The organism is Cellulomonas sp. P5_C5 (assembly GCF_054049655.1).
The window spans coordinates 86259-103455 of record NZ_JBFULY010000009.1 but is presented as its reverse complement, the minus strand read 5'-3'; the positions used below and the strand labels follow the sequence as shown (position 1 = coordinate 103455).

The following is a 17197-nucleotide window of genomic DNA, read 5'->3' as shown; positions in this document are numbered from 1 at the left end:
AGTCTCGCGGCCGTGACCTCCACCGACGGCTCCGGGGAGCTCCTCGAGCTCCTCTACGGCGTGCTCCGTGGCGTCCGCCGCGACGCCGCCGCCCGGCTCGAGCTCCAGGGCACCACCCCCGGGCAGCTGCGGCTGCTCCGCACCCTCCAGCGGTGCGACGGGCCGCGCCGGCTCGGCGAGCTGGCCGCCGCGCTCGACGTCGCGCCACGATCCGTGACGTCGAAGGTGGACGTCGCCGAGGAGGACGGGCTGGTCCGGCGGCTGCCCGACCCGACCGACCGGCGCGCGACCCTGCTGGAGCTCACGCCCGAGGGGCACGCGATGCTCGCCGCGATCTCCGCGCAGCGGCACGAGGGGGCGGCGGAGCGGCTCGGTCGCCTGTCCGCCGACGAGCAGGCCGAGCTGCTGCGGCTGCTGCGGATCGTGGGCGACGGCGTGGCGCCCGCGGAGAGCTGACGCGCCTCTCGTCAGTCCGACTCGCAGACGCAGAGCTGGATCGCCGCGTCGCCGGTGAAGGGTCCGCCAGACCAGTCGCCGAAGCGCTCGACGAGCCGGAGCCCCGCCAGGGAGAGCAGCAGCGGCAGCTCCTGCGGGAAGATGCTCCTGATCTCCAGCGGCGCGACGGCGAAGTCGGGCTCGGCGCCGGCGGAGAAGTGCCAGGTCCCGCGGGTCACCTGCGCGGCAGCGTCGTAGGTCTCGGCGACCTCGACCCGCACGTCGCCACGGACGGGATCCACGAACGCCAACGCGTCGCGCGTGCGGCGGACGCCGTCGGCACCGGCAAGGAGGCGCACGTCCGGGTTGAACACGTCGAAGACGAGACGCGCTCCGGGTGCCAGGTGCGCGCGCACGGACCGGAAGCAGCTCACCAGGTCGGCAGCCTCGTGCAGGTGGAGCAACGAGTTGGCTGCGACGATCACGAGATCGAACGTGCGGCCGAGGTCGAAGTCGCGCATGTCGCCCTGCACCCACTCCACCGCCACCCCGCGCTCGGCCGCCTTGCGACGAGCCTCGGCGAGCATGTCCGGCGAGAGCTCCAGGCCGGTGCACGGATGTCCGTCGGCGGCGATGGGGATCAGCTTGTTCCCGGTGCCGCACCCCAGCTCCAGGACGCGCCCGCCGCGGCGACCCGCCTCGGCCCGGTAGAAGTCGACGGCCGGCCGGCCGCCCGGGAACAGCCGGTCGTACAGCTTCGCATCCGAGTAGAACTGTCCGCTCATGGAGCGCATCCTCCCCAGCCGGTCGGAACCGCGCCAGCGGTGTGCTGCCTGGCGCCGGTGTGCGTGCGAGCACGCCATCATGGGTCTGTGCCCACCGTGCCGGACGACGACGAGCTCGAGCTGATCCGTCGGTCCGGCGTCGTGCTGCGGGTCGGGCGGCTGAGCCTGTCGGCCGGGACGGGCTCCTACCGGGTCAAGGCGTCGATGGCGCGGGTCGCGCACGCGCTGGGGATCGACCGGCACGAGGCGCACGTGACGCTCACGGAGATCACGACGACGTCGCACAGCGGACCCAGCTTCCGCACCGAGGTGACCGAGGTGCGCACGATCGGGGTGAACGTCGACCGGCTCACCGAGCTGGAGCACCTCGCGGGACGCGTGGACGCAGCCGGCCACGTGACGACCGGCGACGTCGCCGCCGAGCTGGACCGCATCGCCGACAAGCCGCCGCTCTACCCGGTCCTGCTCAACGCGTTGTGGGCGGCGATCGCCTGCGCGGCGTTCTCGTTCCTGAACAGCGGCGGCGTCATCGAGATCGTCGGCGTGGTCATCGGCGCGTTCCTCGGCCAGGCGCTGCGCCGCACGATGCTGCACCGCGGGTTCAACCAGTTCGGCGTCACCATGCTGAGCGCCACGGTGGCGTGCCTGGGCTACCTCGGCTTCGTCTGGCTCCTGCAGGCCGTGGACGCCGGGTGGGCCGGCCACGAGGCCGGGTACGTGTCCGCCGTGCTGTTCCTGGTCCCGGGGTTCCCGCTGGTCACCGGGTTCCTCGACCTGGCCAAGCTGGACTTCTCGGCAGGGGTCGCTCGCCTGGTGCACGCGCTGATGATCCTGACGTCCGCCGCGCTGGCGCTGTGGGCGGTGTCGCTGGTCGTCGGGCTCAGTCCCGACCCACCCGTCGGCCCTGCGCTCGATCCCGTGCTCCTGCTCGCGCTGCGCTTCGTCGCCAGCTTCGTCGGCGTGCTCGGCTTCGCGCTGATGTTCAACAGCCCGTGGCGCATCGCGCTCGCGGCGGCCGGGGTCGGCATGGTGGCGAACGTGCTGCGCCTCGAGCTGGTCGAGGGGACGGTGCCTCCGCAGGCGGCCGCGGCGGTCGCCGCGCTGGTGGTCGGGCTGCTCACCGCCGTCGTGGCCCCTCGACTCGACGTCCCGCGGATCACGGTCTACGTCCCGGCCGTGACGATCATGGTGCCGGGGGTCCTCGCGTACCGGGCGGTGTTCCACATGTCCAACGGCAACACCGTGGAGGCGCTGGCGTTCGGGGTCGAGGCCGCTCTCATCGTCGCCGCGCTCGCCATCGGCCTGGCGATCGCCCGCATGCTCACCGACCGCTCGTGGGCGTACGAACGCTGAGGCGTCACACCTGCTGGGCGCGCTGGAGCCGGGCGTAGCGGCCGCCGGCGGCGAGCAGGTCGTCGTGCGTGCCGATCTCCACGACGCGGGCGTCGTCGAGCACGACGATCCTGTCGGCTGAGCGGATGGTCGACAGGCGGTGCGCGACGACGAGCGTGGTGCGGCCCTGCATGAGCCGGGCGAGCGCTTCCTTCACCGCGGCCTCGGACTCGGGGTCGAGGGCGGAGGTCGCCTCGTCGAGCAGGAGGATGCGCGGGTCGCGGACGAGGGCGCGCGCGATGGCGATGCGCTGCCGCTGGCCGCCGGACAGGCGTGCGCCGCGCTCTCCGACGACGGTGTCCCAGCCGTCGGGGAGGGCGTCGACGATCTCGGCGGCGTTCGCGTCGACCAGGGCCTGGCGGACGCGCTCGTCGGAGACCTTCGGCAGGCCGTAGGCGACGTTGTCGCGGATCGACCCCTCGAAGAGCACGGACTCCTGGGGGACGACGGACACGTGCGTGCGGACGGAGCGCAGGTCGAGCAGGGCGGTGTCGACGCCGTCGAGCAGGAGGCGACCGCCGGTGGGCCGCAGGAAGCCGAGCGCCAGGTTCAGCACGGTCGACTTGCCGGAGCCGGAGGGGCCGACGAACGCGACGGTCTGGCCGGACTCGATGGTCAGGTCGATGCCGTCGAGGGCGTCGGTGTCGGCGTCGGGGTAGCGGAAGTGGACGTTCTCCAGGGTCAGCCGGCCCTCGACGTGGTCGACGCGACGCTTGCCCGCGTTGACCTCGAGGTCGGGTTCCTGCATGACCTCGGCGATGGACCGGACGGACTCGAGGCCCTTGGCGCCGATGGGCAGGAGCATGAGCAGCCCGGTGACGGAGCCGGTGATGAGCGCGAAGTAGGAGCTGAGCAGCACCACCTGACCGGCGGTGATGGCGAGGATCCCCGTGATGGACACCCAGGCGGCCAGCACCAGGCAGAGCACCCCGAGCAGCTGGAGGCTCACCCAGCTGAGCGACGCGAACCTGCCGTTGAGGACGTCGAGCCGGTACCCGGCGGACCGCACGCCCTCGGCGCCGACGGCGACCCGCTCCTCGGCGGTGGCCTCGAGCCCGTGCGCCCGGGTGATCGGCATGAGGGTGGCCATCTCGCCGACGCGCGCGGAGAAGTGCTCGACCTCGCGGCGGAACGACTCGTTGCGCTCCCGCGAGCGGCGCGCGAGGACGAACCGGAGCAGCACGGCGAGGGGGATGGTCAGCGCGTAGACGGGCAGGAACTCGGGGACGGCGAGCGCGGTCATGACGATCGCGCCGAGCATCACCATCGTCGCGGACAGCAACGGGTGGGCGATCTGCTGCAGCATCACCTCGACGTTCTCGACGTCGCGGACCACCTTGGTCTGCACGATCGACGCGCTGACCCGGGAGTGGAAGCCGATCGAGAGGCTCTGCAGCCGTGACGTGAGCCCGTTGCGCAGGTCGGCGCCGATCTCGCGGACCGCGCCCATGAAGAGCTTGGTCCACTGCACGTGGTTCGGGTAGTTCTGCAGGAGGGCGGCGACGGCGATGGCGGCCCAGAGCCACAGCTCGCTGGTCGGGCCGCCCGCGACGACGACGTCGATGACCTTGCCGGTGATCACGGGCATGAGCCAGAGCGGGACGTCCTTCATCGTGAAGAACGCGACCGCCGTGAGCACGCGCTTGCGGTGGGCTCCGAGGAGGCGGAACACCGAGCGGACCGGGTGGGCGCCGTCGATGTCGATCACGGCGAGGTAGGGCTGGGGGCCATCTGTCACGGGTTCCATCGTGACATCCGAGGCACCGCGGGGACAGCGCCTTCCCGGATGAGAACGTATCGATTCGATGAACGCCTACTGGTGGACCGCAGGTTGACGGATGTCCGGATTCCGCTACGTTAGGCGATGCTTACTTAGGATCACCTAAGATCGCGATCGTCTTTCGCCGACAAGGGGCTCTCCGCGTGCACCAGCTGCTCTCCGCCACGTCCGCCGACCGCTACGTGGAGGCGATGCGCGAGACCGTCGACCGGCTCGCCGGCCGGCTGCGCGACACCTCGCAACCGTTCTCGGGCGCCAGCCGCGCGCAGCTCCAGCAGCTGGTCGACGCGGTCGACCTCGACGCCGACGGTCTGGGCACGCGCTCGGCGCTCCGGGAGGCCGACGACCTCGTGGGCGAGCACGCGGTCTGGTTCCACCACCCGGCCTACGCGGCCCACCTCAACTGCCCGGTGGCGGTGCCGGCGGTCGTCGCCGAGGCGATCATCGCGGCGGTGAACCCGTCGCTCGACACCTACGACCAGTCGACGATCGGCACCCTGATGGAGCGCAAGCTCGTCGACTGGACGTGCGGGCGGATCGGGTTCGCCGCCGGGGACGGGGTGTTCACGTCGGGCGGCACGCAGTCGAACCTGCAGGCGCTGCAGCTGGCGCGGGAGGCGGCAGTCGCGAGCCGTCCTGCGCAGAGCCGCGCGGACGTCGTGCGTCGGCTCGTCATCGTCGCCACCGCGTCCAGCCACTTCAGCGTGCAGAAGTCCGCGCGCCTGCTGGGGCTCGGTGACGACGCCGTCCTGCTCGTGCGGACGGACGCCCGCGGCCGGATGGACCCCGCCGCGCTGGCGGGGGCGCTGGACACGCTCGCGGCGATCGACCGGGTGGCCATGTGCGTCGTCGCGACCGCCGGGACGACCGACCGCGGCTGCCTCGACCCGCTGGCCCTGATCGCGGACGAGTGCGACCGCGCGGGCGTGTGGCTGCACGTCGACGCCGCCTACGGGTGCGGGCTGCTGGTCTCGCCGACGCGGCGGCATCTGCTGGACGGCATCGAGCGCGCCCGCTCGGTCACGGTCGACTTCCACAAGAGCTTCTTCCAGCCGGTGTCGTCGAGCGCGGTGCTGGTGTCCCGGCCGGACGAACTGCGGCACGTCACCTGGCACGCGGACTACCTCAACCCGGCCGATGCCGAGGAGCCCAACCAGGTGGACAAGTCGCTGCAGACGACCCGCCGGTTCGACGCGCTCAAGCTGTGGACCACGCTGCGCGCGCTGGGTCCCGACGGGATCGGGGAGATGTTCGACGCGGTGCTCGACCTGGCCGCGGCTGTGCACGACGAGATCGAGCGCGACGTGGACCTCGAGCTGGTCGGTCGCACCGAGCTCAGCACCGTCTTGTTCCGGTACCAGCCCGTCGACGTCACGGACGCGCAGGCCGACCGCCTGGTGCCGCTGGTGCGCCGGGTGCTGTTCGAGTCGGGGCGCGCGGCCGTCGCGAAGACCGTGGTGGACGGGCGGCCGTGCCTCAAGCTCACGCTGCTCAACCCGGAGACGACGCTCGCCGACGTGCGCGCGGTGCTCGACCTGGTCCGCGGCGCGGGTGCGGCGCTGGTCGAGGGCGACGACCTGGTCACTGCAGCGGAGGTGGGTGCGCGGTGACTGTCCACGAGAGTGTCCACGACGTCGTCGGCATCGGCATCGGACCGTTCAACCTGGGGCTCGCCGCCCTGAGCGCCCCGCTGGACGACCTCGACACGGTGTTCCTCGACGCGGCCGACGAGTTCCGCTGGCACCCCGGGATGATGATCGAGGGCGCCACGATCCAGGTCCCGTTCCTCGCGGACCTGGTGTCGATGGCGGACCCGACCTCGCCGTACTCGTTCCTCAACCACCTCAAGGCGACCGGGCGGCTCTACCCGTTCTACATCCGCGAGAGCTTCTACCCGCTGCGCGCGGAGTACGACGCGTACTGCCGGTGGGTCGCCGCACAGCTGCCGTCTCTGCGGTGGGGTCGCCGCGTGACCGGGCTGGAGCAGGAGGACGACCACTACGTCGTCACCACCGACCGCGGCGAGACGTTCCGCGGCCGGCACGTGGTGCTCGGCGTCGGCACGCAGCCGGTGCAGCCGTCGACCGTGGGCGGGCCCGTGGTGCACAGCGCCGACTACCTCTCCCACCGGGACGCGCTGCGGGACGCGGGGTCCGTGACCGTCGTCGGCAGCGGGCAGTCCGCCGCGGAGATCTACCGGGACCTGCTGGGCACCACCGACCGGCTCGACTGGGTCACGCGGTCGCCGCGGTTCTTCCCGATGGAGTACACCAAGCTGACCCTGGAGCTGACCTCGCCGGAGTACACCGACCACTTCCACGCGCTCCCGGCGGACGTGCGCTCGCGGCTCGGACGCGAGCAGCGGTCGCTCTACAAGGGCATCAGCGGGGACCTGGTCGACGACATCTTCGACACCCTCTACCGGCTGAGCATCGACGGACCGGTGCCGACGACCCTGCTCACCGACACCGAGCTGCTGGGCGCGACGTGGGACGGTGCGGCGTTCACGCTGACCCTGCGGCACGCCCAGCTCGACGAGGTCTACGAGCGGCGGACGGACGCGCTGGTGCTGGCCACCGGCTACGCCGCGCAGGTGCCCGACTTCGTGCTCGGCATCCGGCACCTGCTCGACTGGGACGACACCGGGCGGTTCGCGGTGGCGCGCGACTACTCGGTCGACGGCGGGCGTGGCCGCGTGTTCGTGCAGAACGCCGAGGAGCACACGCACGGCCTCACGGCCCCCGACCTCGGCTTCGGGGCGTGGCGGAACTCGTCGATCCTCGCGTCGATCACCGGCCGGGAGATCTACCCCGTCGAGCGGCGGATCGCGTTCCAGGAGTTCGGCGTGCCGGCGGGGGTGGCGGTCCGATGAGCATCGCGATCCTCCCGCTCGACCGGCACCGGTACGCACCCCTGGTGCACGCCTGGTTCACGCATCCCGCGTCCGCGTTCTGGCAGCTGGGCGGACTGTCGCTCGACGACGTCCGCGCCTACCTGGCCGCGGTGGCGGCCGACCCCCGGCAGGACGCGTGGCTCGGGTTCGTCGACGACGAGCCGACGTTCCTCGTCGAGACGTACGACCCGACGGCCGTGCTCCTCGACGGTGTCCCCGAGGTGAGGACCGGCGACCTGGGTATGCACCTGCTGGTGTCCCCGCCGGTCGGCCGACCCGTGCGCGGGCTGACGTCCGCCGTGATGCGCGCGACCGTCGCGTTCTGCTTCGACGAGCTGCGGGCCACGCGGGTCGTCGTCGAGCCCGACGTGCGCAACGTGCGGGTCGCGGCGAAGAACGCGGAGGTCGGGTTCCGCGTGCTGCGGGAGATCGACCTGCCCGGCAAGCGCGCCTCGCTCGCGGTGTGCACGCCCGAGGACTTCCATGCACGCGTCACCACGGGGAGCCGACGATGACCGAGCTGCTCATCCGACCGGCCCTCGCGCCGCACCTCAACCCTGTCGCGATGGCCGTCGCGCACCGCCACCTCGTCACCAAGGCGCTGTCGGAGTTCGCGCACGAGCGCCTGCTCGCCCCTGTCGCCGACGGTGCGGGCTTCCGCGTGACCCTCGCCGACGTCGACTACCGGTTCCGTGCCCGCCGGCTGGCGCTCGAGCACTGGGCCATCGACGAGGCCTCGCTGACGCGGACGGTCGAGGGTGCGCCCGCGGAGCTCGACGCCCTGGCGCTGGTCCTCGAGCTGCAGCCGCTGCTGCAGATCCCTGACGCGCTGCTCGCGGTGTACCTGGAGGAGCTGTCGTCGACGCTGGCGAGCGCGGCGTTCAAGGTCCACCACGGCGGCCCGTCGGCGACCGACCTCCTGCACGCCGACCTGCCGACCGTCGAGCGCGCGATGACCGAGGGGCACCCGTCGTTCGTCGCCAACAACGGCCGGATCGGCTTCGGGGTCGACGAGCACGCCGCGTACTCGCCCGAGGCCGGGGCGCCGATCCGCCCACTGTGGCTCGGGGTGCGCAAGGCGGCCAGCCACCTCGCGCTCGGGTCCGGTCTGGACGAGGACGCCTTCTACCTCGACGAGCTGGGAGCGCGGACGCTCGACCGGTTCGAGGCCGTCCTGCTCTCGGAAGGTCAGGACCCCGCCGACTTCCGCTACCTCCCCGTGCACCCGTGGCAGTGGGAGCACCGGGTCGCCGTGACGTTCGCGCCCGACGTCGCGCGTCGCGACCTGGTGCCGCTGGGGAACGCCGACGACGACTACGCGGCGCAGCAGTCGATCCGCACGCTGTTCAACACCACGCGGCCCGACCGGCACTACGTCAAGGTGGCGCTGGCCATCCAGAACATGGGGTTCCTGCGCGGCCTGTCCCCGGCGTACATGCGGGCGACGCCGGCCATCAACGACTGGGTGTTCGAGCTGGTCAGCGAGGACCCGACGCTGGCCGCGTGCGGCTTCCAGGTGCTCCGGGAGCGGGTGTCCGTCGGCTACACCGGGGACGTCTACCACCGGACGCCGGCACCCAGCGCACACCGCAAGATGCTCGCCGCCCTGTGGCGGGAGAGCCCGGTGCCGCTGGTCGGGCCGACCGAGCGCCTGGCGACGATGGCCGCGCTGCTGCACCGGGACGCCGACGGCGACGCGTTCGTCACGGCCTGCGTGCGGGCGTCGGGGCTGGCGCCGCAGGACTGGGTCCGCCGGTATCTGCGTGCCTACCTGCGCCCGCTGGTGCACTGCCTGCTGGTGCACGAGCTGGCGTTCATGCCGCACGGCGAGAACCTCATCCTGGTGCTCGACGGGCACGCAGTCTCGCGCGTGCTCATGAAGGACGTCGGGGAGGAGGTCGCCGTGCTCGGTGCCCGCTCGCTGCCGGACAGCGTCGCGCGCGTCCGGCAGGTGGTTCCCGCCGACGAGCAGGCGCTGGCCATCTTCACCGACGTCTTCGACGGCGTGCTCCGGCACCTCGCGGCGATCCTCGACACGGACGGCGTGCTGCCCCAGGACGCGTTCTGGGCGCTGGTGCGCGAGTGCGTCGACGAGCACGCGGCCGACCATCCCGGCCTGGAGACCGCCGTCGACCTGCGTGCCGACCGCTTCGCGCACTCGTGCCTCAACCGCCTGCAGCTGCGCAACACGCTGCAGATGGTGGACCTGGCCGACCAGTCGTCGTCGCTGATCTACGCGGGCACGCTCGCCAACCCGATCGCATGACCGTCTTCCGCGACTCCCTCGGCGTGCCCCACGTCCGGGCGTCCGATGTTCTGGAGCTGGCTCGCGAGCAGGGGCGCGTCACCGCGCGCGACCGCGGCTGGCAGATCGAGGTCGACCGGTGGCGGGCCGAGGGGCGGCTCGCCGAGCGGGTCGGGGCCGACGGCCTCGAGTGGGACCGGTTCGCGCGGCGGGCACGCCTGGCGGACACCGCGCAGAAGGCGTACGCGGCGCTGGCCGACGAGGACCGCGCGTTCGTCGACGCCTACGTCGACGGCGTGAACGAGGAGAGGGAGCTGGTCGCCACGGAGCGTCGACCCGTCCCGGCTGAGCGCGCCGCCCTCGACGCGCGGTTCGGCTCCGTCCCGGACGAGCCGTGGCCCGCCTGGACGCCCCTCGGGATCATGCTCGTCAACCACGCGCTGTTCTCGATGTTCCCCCGGCTGCTGTGGAACGAGCACGTCCGGCTGACGCTCGGCGAGGACGCGATCGACCTGTTCAGCTCCGCCGAGACCGCGTCGTCGGGATCGAACGGGTGGGCGCTGCACGGGTCGCGCACGGCCTCCGGCAGGCCGCTGCTGGCGGGTGACCCGCACCGGATGATCGAGGTCCCCGGGGTGTACCAGCAGGTCAGGCTCGCGTGCGACGAGTTCGACGTGCTCGGCCTCGCGTTCCCGGGGGTGCCGGGCGTGCAGCACTTCGGGCACACCGGGTCGACCGCGTGGGGGATCACCAACGCGATCGCGCACCACGTCGAGGTGTTCCGGGAGCGGCTCTCGCCGGACGGCCTGTCGGCGCTCGGGCCGGACGGGTGGGCGCCCGTGGCGCGGCACGTCGAGACGATCCGGGTGCGCGGCGGCGCCGACGTCGACGTCGACGTGGTCGAGACCGAGCGCGGTCCGGTGGTCGTCGACGGGTTCAGCATCCGGTTCCCCGCCCGCGTCGCGTCCGACGTCGGGTTCTCGTGCCTGCTCCCGCTGCTCCGGTCCCGCACGGCCGCGGACGTGGTCGACGCCCTGCGGGGGTGGGTGGACCCGGTGAACCGGGTGCTCACGGCTGACACCGAGACGGTGCTCAGCCTCGACGCCGGGCTCGTCGTGACCCGGTCGTCGCCCGACCGTCGGCTGCCGCACGACGCCTGGTCGCCGGCCGCCCGACCGGCGCCGTGGCACCGGCTGGCGGAGCCCACGCGGGTCAGCGACGTGGCCGTCGACGCCAACGAGCGGCCCACGGACCCCGGGCGGGACCTCGGCCGCGCCTATGTGGCGCCGTACCGGGCACGACGGATCCGGGACCTGCTCGACGCGGGCGGCACGTCCGGGCCCGCGGACATGGCGGCGATCCACGGCGACACCCTGCTGGGCAGTGCCGACGAGCTGCTCGGCTGGGTACGTCGGACCGACGACCTGTCGCCGGGGGCCTCGGCGCTGCGCGACCGGCTGCTCGCGTGGGACCGGCACATGGATGCCGACAGCGCCGACGCGGGGGCGTTCGCCGCCTGGCGGACCGAGGTGGCCCTCGCCCTCGTGGAGCATCCGGCGCTGGCGCCCCTGCACGCCCCGCACGGTCGCGGTGCTCTGCTCGACCCCTGGCTGACTGTCGGACCACGGGTCGCCGACGCGCTGCCGCGGCTGCTGGGCGCCGCGACGACCGGGATCGACGGCGTGGCCGTCGCGCGCGTCGCTCTTGAACGGGCAGTGGCCGCCCCGGATGTGCAGTGGGGCGACCGCCATCGCCTTCAGCCGGTCCCGACCCTGCTCGGCTACCCCGGTCCCGTCGTCGACCCGGTCCCGCTGTCCGGCGACACCGACTGCGTCCGCTGCACCGCGAGCGTGCCGGGGGTCAGCGACCGGTCGTGGCGGGGCTCGGTGGCGCGGTGGGTGTGGGACCTCGGCGACCGCCGACGCAGCCGGTGGGGGGTGCCGTTCGGCGCGTCGGGCGACCCGGCGAGCCCGCACGCCACCGACCAGCTGGCGGCGTGGGCGTCGGCGCAGACCGTCGAGATCGTCACCGACTGGGACCTGCTCGAGGAGGAGTCCCGGTGAGCGTCGCCCTGCCCGTCGGTGCGCGCGGAGCCGTCGTGGACGAGCGGTTCGCCGACGGCCTCGGGCGGATCACGACCACGGTCCTCGACCCCGAGGGGGACCTCGACACGATCCACGGCTGGGTGACAGCGCCCGGGACAGGGTTCTGGGGCCTCGCGGAGCTGAGCCGCGACGAGCTGCGGGACACGTACGCCTTCGTCGACAGCCTGCCGACGCACCACGCCTACCTGGTCCGCCGCGACGGCGAACCCGTCGCGCTCCTGCAGGTGTACGACCCCGCGGACGACCCGCTCGGCGAGTGCTACGACGTGCAGCCGGGCGACGTCGGCATCCACCTGCTCGTCGGGGCGCGCGTCCGGCCGGGGTCCTCGACCCGGCTGTTCGACACGATCGTCGGCTTCCTGCGCGACCTGCCCGGTGCCCGGCGGGTCGTCGCCGAGCCCGACGTCCGCAACGACCGCGCCCTCGCCCGCATGACCCGCACCGGCTTCGTCGCCGGACCCGTCATCGAGCTGCCGCACAAGCGCGCCCAGCTCGCGTTCCTCACCCTGGAGACCCGATGAGCAGCATCACCGTCACGCACGCCCCCAGCGGCCTGGTGCACGCGCACGTCGCCCGCACCGAGCGCGTCACCCCGCACATGGTCCGTGTGACGCTGACCGGCGAGGACCTCCGGCGGTTCGACTACCGCGGGTTCGACCAGTGGTTCCGGCTCGCCGTCCCGGTCGACGACCACGCGCGCTTCGACAACCTCCCCGACAAGTTCGACACCCGTGCGTACCTGCGCTACCTGGTGCTGCCGAAGTCGACGCGGCCCGTCATCCGCAACTACACGGTGCGGGCGTTCCGGCGCGACGAGCTGGAGCTCGACGTCGACTTCGTCTGCCACGGCACCGCCGGCGTGGCGGGGCCCTGGGCGGAGTCCGTCGAGCGGGGCGCCGAGGTCGCGTTCATCGACCAGGGCTGCGGCTGGGCGCCCGTCCCGGCGGACTGGTCGCTGCTGGTCGCCGACGAGTCCGGGCTGCCGGCCGTCCTCGGCATCCTGCGGGACATGCCGCGCGACGCGGTCGGGCACGCGATCGTCGAGCTCATCGACGCCGAGGACGCGCAGGAGGTCGACGCGCCCGCGGGGATGACCCTGCACTGGGTCCCGCGGGGGGCCGGCGGCACGGCGCTGGAGCGGCTCCGGGAGATCGAGTGGCTGCCCGGCACGCCGTACGCGTTCGCCGTCGGGGAGTCGAAGATCGCCACGGGCGCGCGCCGGTACCTGGTCGGCGAGCGTGGCGTCCCGAAGGGCAACGTCACGTTCTGCGGCTACTGGAAGGCCGGCAAGGCCTAGCCCGAAGCCTTCGTCGCGCCCGGTAGGACGAAGTCTTCTGACTACGCCGTCCGGGTGACGGCCGTCTTCGCATCGGCCCCGATGGCCCAACGTTCTTCTGCACCTGCGCGTTGTGGTGTCAGGAGCAGGGTCGAGGCGACGGAGGTGGGCGATGCACTGGAGAGGGGTCCTGGACGACATGGTCCGGGAACGACGCTCGGCGCTGGTCGCCTACGCGTGCCTGTTCGTCGTCGACCGGCGTGACGCGGAGGACCTGGTGCACGACGCGATCGTGCGCACGTTCGCGCGCCCCCGTGCGGTCACGGAGATCCACGCCGCCGAGGGCTACGTGCGGCAGGCGATCCGGACGGTGTTCCTCGACCAGGCGCGGTCCCGCCGCACGGCACGCGGCAAGGCGCACCTGGTCGACGACGTGCCGACAGTGCCGGGAGCGGACAGTGCGGCGACCGCGTCGGCGGACGTCGGCGCTGCTCTGCGCGGCCTGACGCCGCGGGAGCGCGCCTGCGTCGTGCTGCGGTACTTCGACGACCTGCCCGTCGCCGAGATCGCTGCTGCACTGCACATCTCCGAGGGCTCCGTGAAGCGCTACCTCTCCGACGGGGCCGCCAAGCTCCGTACCACCCTGCAGGTGCCCGCCTCCGACGCCGCGGACGACTTCGAGTCCGTGCGCGTCACCGACCTGGGAAGGAGCGCACGATGAGCGACGACATCACGGCGGCCCTGCGCGGCTTCGCCGAGGCGCAGCGGCTCGCGGCCGACGCCAACGCACCCGACCGGACCGTCGAGTCCGGCTCGCTCGCCCGTAGGGTCTCTCGGCGTCGTGCCGTGCGCGCCGGGTCCGTCGCGCTCACCGCGGTGGCCGTCGTGGGCGGTGTCGTCGTCGGCACCCTGCTCTCCGGGAGCCGCACCCCGGCGCCGCCCGCGCTCCCGGCCCCGACCAGCACGTCGACGAGCACCTCGACGCCGATCCCCACGACGACGGCGACCACGACCTGGGCACTCCGCGACGCCCAGCCCCTGGTGCCGGGGATGCTGGACACCACTGGCGACGGCTGGACGATGTTCGCCTACATCGCCGTGAACAAGGACGGGACCACCCTCGTGCCGGAGACCAACTACCTGGTCAGCCCGGAGGGGCAGCCCTTCGTCGTCCCCCCGGGCGTCCTCGACGGCTGGCACCTCATGGACTGGCTCCCGGGGAGCTCGCTGGTGGCTGCGGTCGGCCCGGACGGGTTCGCGCACGTGATCGACCTGGTGACGGGTGACACCGGCCCGGCACTGGACGCCGGCGGCAGCGCGCAGTTCGTCGGCGACGGCACCTCCGACCTCCTGGTGACCGCGTGGGGCGAGCCCGAGGGTCGGTTGAGCAGGGTCGGGCCCGACGGTGTGGTCCGTGGGGCCAGCGTGCCGGTCGGCACCCCGTCCGGCGCGGCGGGGTGGGTCCAGAGCCCCGACCGGTCCCAGATCGTCGTGAACGACGCCGCCGGCCCCCGAGCGATCGCGACGGACGGGTTCACGCCGAGCACGCTCCCCGTCCCCTATCCCGACCGCCGCGACGCGTGCCGAGCGCGGATGTGGGTCGACGACACGCTGCTGCTGATGGTGTGCACGGCCGCGGGCGGGACGCCGTTCGACGTGGACGGCACGGGCACGGAGGTCTGGCTCGTCCCTGTCGACGGGGGCGACCCCCGACAGGTCGTCGGTCTGCCCGCGCAGGGGTACCTCGGTGGGGTGTGGCGCGTCGGGGACCGGCTCGTCGCCGGGACCATCGAACCCGGCGAGAGCGAGAGCGCGGCGTCGTGGTGGGAGATCACGGACGACGGCGTCGTGGCGCTGAGCACGGGCGGGCCGCCCGGGCTGGAGATCCAGGGCGTGCGCGGGTCCGAGATCGTGGCGACGTCCCGACCGCCCTCGACAGAGGCAGCGCCCGCCACGGCGTCGCTCGTCGCGATCGACCCGGTGCTCGGCACGACGCGCACGGTGGTCACCGGTGATCCTGCGTACTACGCGGAGCTGAGGGTCACCCCGGGCCTGTTGGCTCCGGCACCGTAGACCGCGTCGACGTCGTGCCCGAGCCGGGAGAGGGCGTCCTGGAGGCTCTGCGCGGGTCGGTCACTCGCGCACCCGGTCGAGGAGGAGCAGGGCGATGTCGGTGACCTCGGGCACGCCCACCGTCTGCGACGCGGCGACCCCGTCCGTCAGCATGACCGTGCAGAACGGGCAGGCCGTCGCGACGACGTCCGCCCCCGTCGCGATGGCTTCCTCCGCCCGGGCGGTGCCGATGCGGGTGCCGATCGACTCCTCCATCCACACGCGTGCGCCGCCCCCGCCGCAGCAGAACGACTGCTCGCGGTTGCGCGGCATCTCCGTGACCTGGACGCCGGGGATCGCGCCGAGCAGGTCCCGCGGCGGCGAGTAGACCTGGTTGTGCCGGCCCAGGTAGCAGGGGTCGTGGTAGGTCACGGTGCGCTCGTCGGTCTTCTCGAGGAGCGTCAGCCGGCCGTCCGCGACGAGGGTGTTCAGCAGCTCGGTGTGGTGGACCACCTCGTACCGGCCGCCCAGCTGCGGGTACTCGCGGGAGATGGTGTTGAAGCAGTGGGCGCAGGTCACGACGATCCGCTGCGCGCCGACCTCGTTGAGCATCTCGACGTTGCCGCTCGCGAGCATCTGGAACAGGAGCTCGTTGCCGGCCCGTCGGGCGGGGTCACCGGTGCAGGACTCGCCGTCGCCCAGCACCGCGAAGCTGACCCCTGCGGTGTGCAGCAGCTCCGCGACGGCCTTCGTCGTGCGGATCGCGCGGTCCTCGTACGCGCCTGCGCAGCCCACCCAGAACAGGTACTCGACCTCGGCCGCCGACTCGACGTCGACCCCGACCACGGGCACGTCGAACTCGAGGCCCTTCGCCCAGTTCAGCCGGTTGCGCGCCGGCAGGCCCCACGGGTTGCCCTGCCGCTCCAGCTTGGTGAACGTGCCGCCCAGCTCCTTGGGGAACGCCGACTCCATGAGCACCTGGTACCGCCGCATGTCGACGATCGCGTCGACGTGCTCGATGTCGACGGGGCACTGCTGCACGCACGCGCCGCACATCGTGCAGGCCCAGAGGGCGTCGGGGTCGATGACGCCGGTGCCCAGCAGGTCGAGGCCTTGATGAGAGCCCGCCTGGAGATACGGGGCCGTCGCGGCGGCGTGGTCCCGCAGCGCCAGCGTGACCAGCTTCGGGGACAGCGGCTTGCCCGTCGCCCACGCGGGGCACTGGTCCTGGCAGCGGCCGCACTCGGTGCACGTGGAGAAGTCGAGCAGCCCCTTCCACGTGAAGTCCTCGATGGCGCCGACCCCGAGGCGGGCGTCGTCGGGAAGGTCCTCCAGCGCCGCGAGGTCGACGGGCTGTCCACCCAGAGTCATCGGCTGCAGCGGACCGAGGGCGACGCCCCCGCGCGGGTCGCGGCGCGCGTACACGTTGACGACGGCGAGGAACCGGTGCCACGCGACGCCCATCGTGGGCTGCAGGCCGACGACGACGAACCACGACATCGACACGACGATCTTCACGGTCGCGACGACGACGATCGCGTTCTCCAGCGTCGCCGGCGCCACCCCCACCCACGACGCCCCGAACCAGGCGGTCAGCGGGAAGTGCCACGCGTCCCCGGAGTACAGCGCGTACTCCAGCCCGCGCAGCAGGATCACGCACAGCACCACCGCGAGCACGGTCGCCTCGACGAAGAACGCCTGGGCCTGGTTCGACCCGAAGAACCGGGACCCCCGATCCCGTGCGCCGAGCCGGATCCGCAGCGTGATCAGCGCCAGGATGCCGACCAGCGACAGCCACGCGATCGCCTCGATCGCCCACTCCAGCGGCGGGAGGTGCCCGATCAGGGGCAGCGCGAACGCGGGGTCGACCACCTGTCCGTACCCCGTGACCAGGGTGAGGAACAGGAGCGCGAACGAGACCATCACGACCCAGTGCGCCACCTTGACCACGGGCCGGTGCTGGAACCGCCCGTGCCCGAGCACCTCCCGGGTCAGTGTCGCCAGCCGGGGCCCGACGGGCGTCCACCGCCCACCGGTCGCCCGTCCGACCCGCACCGTCCGCACGATCTCGCGCGCACCGCGCGCGAAGATCGCGACCCCGACCACGGTCGCGACGAGCACGATCACCAGGCACACCACCTGCAGCGCATTCACGCCGCCACGCTAGCGGCGTCGGGCGCCCACACCCGCCGAACTCGACACCCGCAGCCGAACTCGTCGGGTGCAGCAGCCGA

General features: G+C 72.9%; 14 protein-coding genes. 11 read left to right on the top strand and 3 right to left on the bottom strand.

Translation table 11 applies throughout. The features are described 5' to 3' along the window. Nucleotides 1-12 precede the first annotated feature (12 nt). A complete protein-coding gene (locus tag ACXJKF_RS10795) occupies nt 13-456 on the top strand; it encodes a MarR family winged helix-turn-helix transcriptional regulator (protein ID WP_456787715.1) in 444 nt (147 codons plus the stop codon). A gap of 11 nt (nt 457-467) precedes the next feature. Here the strand turns inward: ACXJKF_RS10795 and ACXJKF_RS10790 are convergent, their stop codons facing one another. Continuing rightward, nucleotides 468-1220 (bottom strand): class I SAM-dependent methyltransferase, encoded by a 753-nt coding sequence (locus ACXJKF_RS10790; protein WP_456787714.1) that lies wholly within the window; start codon nt 1218-1220, stop codon nt 468-470. A gap of 87 nt (nt 1221-1307) precedes the next feature. Between ACXJKF_RS10790 and ACXJKF_RS10785 the strand changes: the two genes are divergently transcribed. Continuing rightward, the gene (locus ACXJKF_RS10785; protein ID WP_456787713.1) at nt 1308-2573 is read left to right on the top strand and encodes a threonine/serine ThrE exporter family protein; all 1266 of its coding nucleotides are present in this window, start codon (nt 1308-1310) and stop codon (nt 2571-2573) included. A 4-nt stretch (nt 2574-2577) separates the two neighbouring features. On the opposite strand, the gene ACXJKF_RS10780 is transcribed toward ACXJKF_RS10785, so the two are convergent. Further along, the gene (locus ACXJKF_RS10780) at nt 2578-4350 is read right to left on the bottom strand and encodes an ABC transporter ATP-binding protein (RefSeq protein ID WP_456787712.1); all 1773 of its coding nucleotides are present in this window, start codon (nt 4348-4350) and stop codon (nt 2578-2580) included. Nucleotides 4351-4535: 185 nt separating this feature from the next. On the opposite strand from ACXJKF_RS10780, the gene ACXJKF_RS10775 reads away from it, so the two are divergent. From ACXJKF_RS10775 to ACXJKF_RS10735, 9 genes are all read left to right on the top strand, one after another. After that, nucleotides 4536-6002 (top strand): pyridoxal phosphate-dependent decarboxylase family protein, encoded by a 1467-nt coding sequence (locus ACXJKF_RS10775; RefSeq protein WP_456787711.1) that lies wholly within the window; start codon nt 4536-4538, stop codon nt 6000-6002. Beyond that, on the top strand, nt 5999-7264 hold the full coding sequence (locus ACXJKF_RS10770) for a lysine N(6)-hydroxylase/L-ornithine N(5)-oxygenase family protein (RefSeq protein ID WP_456787710.1): 1266 nt from the start codon (nt 5999-6001) through the stop codon (nt 7262-7264). The genes ACXJKF_RS10775 and ACXJKF_RS10770 overlap by 4 nt, the downstream gene beginning before the upstream one ends. Then, complete coding sequence (locus ACXJKF_RS10765) at nt 7261-7800, top strand: GNAT family N-acetyltransferase (protein ID WP_456787709.1); 540 nt, start codon at nt 7261-7263, stop codon at nt 7798-7800. The genes ACXJKF_RS10770 and ACXJKF_RS10765 overlap by 4 nt, the downstream gene beginning before the upstream one ends. Beyond that, nucleotides 7797-9551 (top strand): IucA/IucC family protein, encoded by a 1755-nt coding sequence (locus ACXJKF_RS10760; RefSeq protein WP_456787708.1) that lies wholly within the window; start codon nt 7797-7799, stop codon nt 9549-9551. The genes ACXJKF_RS10765 and ACXJKF_RS10760 overlap by 4 nt, the downstream gene beginning before the upstream one ends. Next, the gene (locus tag ACXJKF_RS10755; protein ID WP_456787707.1) at nt 9548-11593 is read left to right on the top strand and encodes a penicillin acylase family protein; all 2046 of its coding nucleotides are present in this window, start codon (nt 9548-9550) and stop codon (nt 11591-11593) included. The genes ACXJKF_RS10760 and ACXJKF_RS10755 overlap by 4 nt, the downstream gene beginning before the upstream one ends. After that, nucleotides 11590-12156, top strand: a complete 567-nt coding sequence (locus ACXJKF_RS10750) for a GNAT family N-acetyltransferase (RefSeq protein WP_456787706.1) — start codon at nt 11590-11592, stop codon at nt 12154-12156. The genes ACXJKF_RS10755 and ACXJKF_RS10750 overlap by 4 nt, the downstream gene beginning before the upstream one ends. After that, nucleotides 12153-12932 (top strand): siderophore-interacting protein, encoded by a 780-nt coding sequence (locus ACXJKF_RS10745; RefSeq protein WP_456787705.1) that lies wholly within the window; start codon nt 12153-12155, stop codon nt 12930-12932. Before ACXJKF_RS10750 ends, ACXJKF_RS10745 begins: the two co-directional genes overlap by 4 nt. A 151-nt stretch (nt 12933-13083) precedes the next feature. Beyond that, complete coding sequence (locus ACXJKF_RS10740; RefSeq protein ID WP_456787704.1) at nt 13084-13632, top strand: RNA polymerase sigma factor; 549 nt, start codon at nt 13084-13086, stop codon at nt 13630-13632. Then, entirely contained in the window at nt 13629-14984 is a 1356-nt protein-coding gene (locus ACXJKF_RS10735; protein WP_456787703.1) for a hypothetical protein, read from the top strand. Before ACXJKF_RS10740 ends, ACXJKF_RS10735 begins: the two co-directional genes overlap by 4 nt. A gap of 60 nt (nt 14985-15044) precedes the next feature. Here ACXJKF_RS10735 and ACXJKF_RS10730 read toward each other — a convergent pair whose 3' ends face one another. Continuing rightward, a complete protein-coding gene (locus ACXJKF_RS10730; protein ID WP_456787702.1) occupies nt 15045-17117 on the bottom strand; it encodes a (Fe-S)-binding protein in 2073 nt (690 codons plus the stop codon). Nucleotides 17118-17197: the final 80 nt, after the last annotated feature.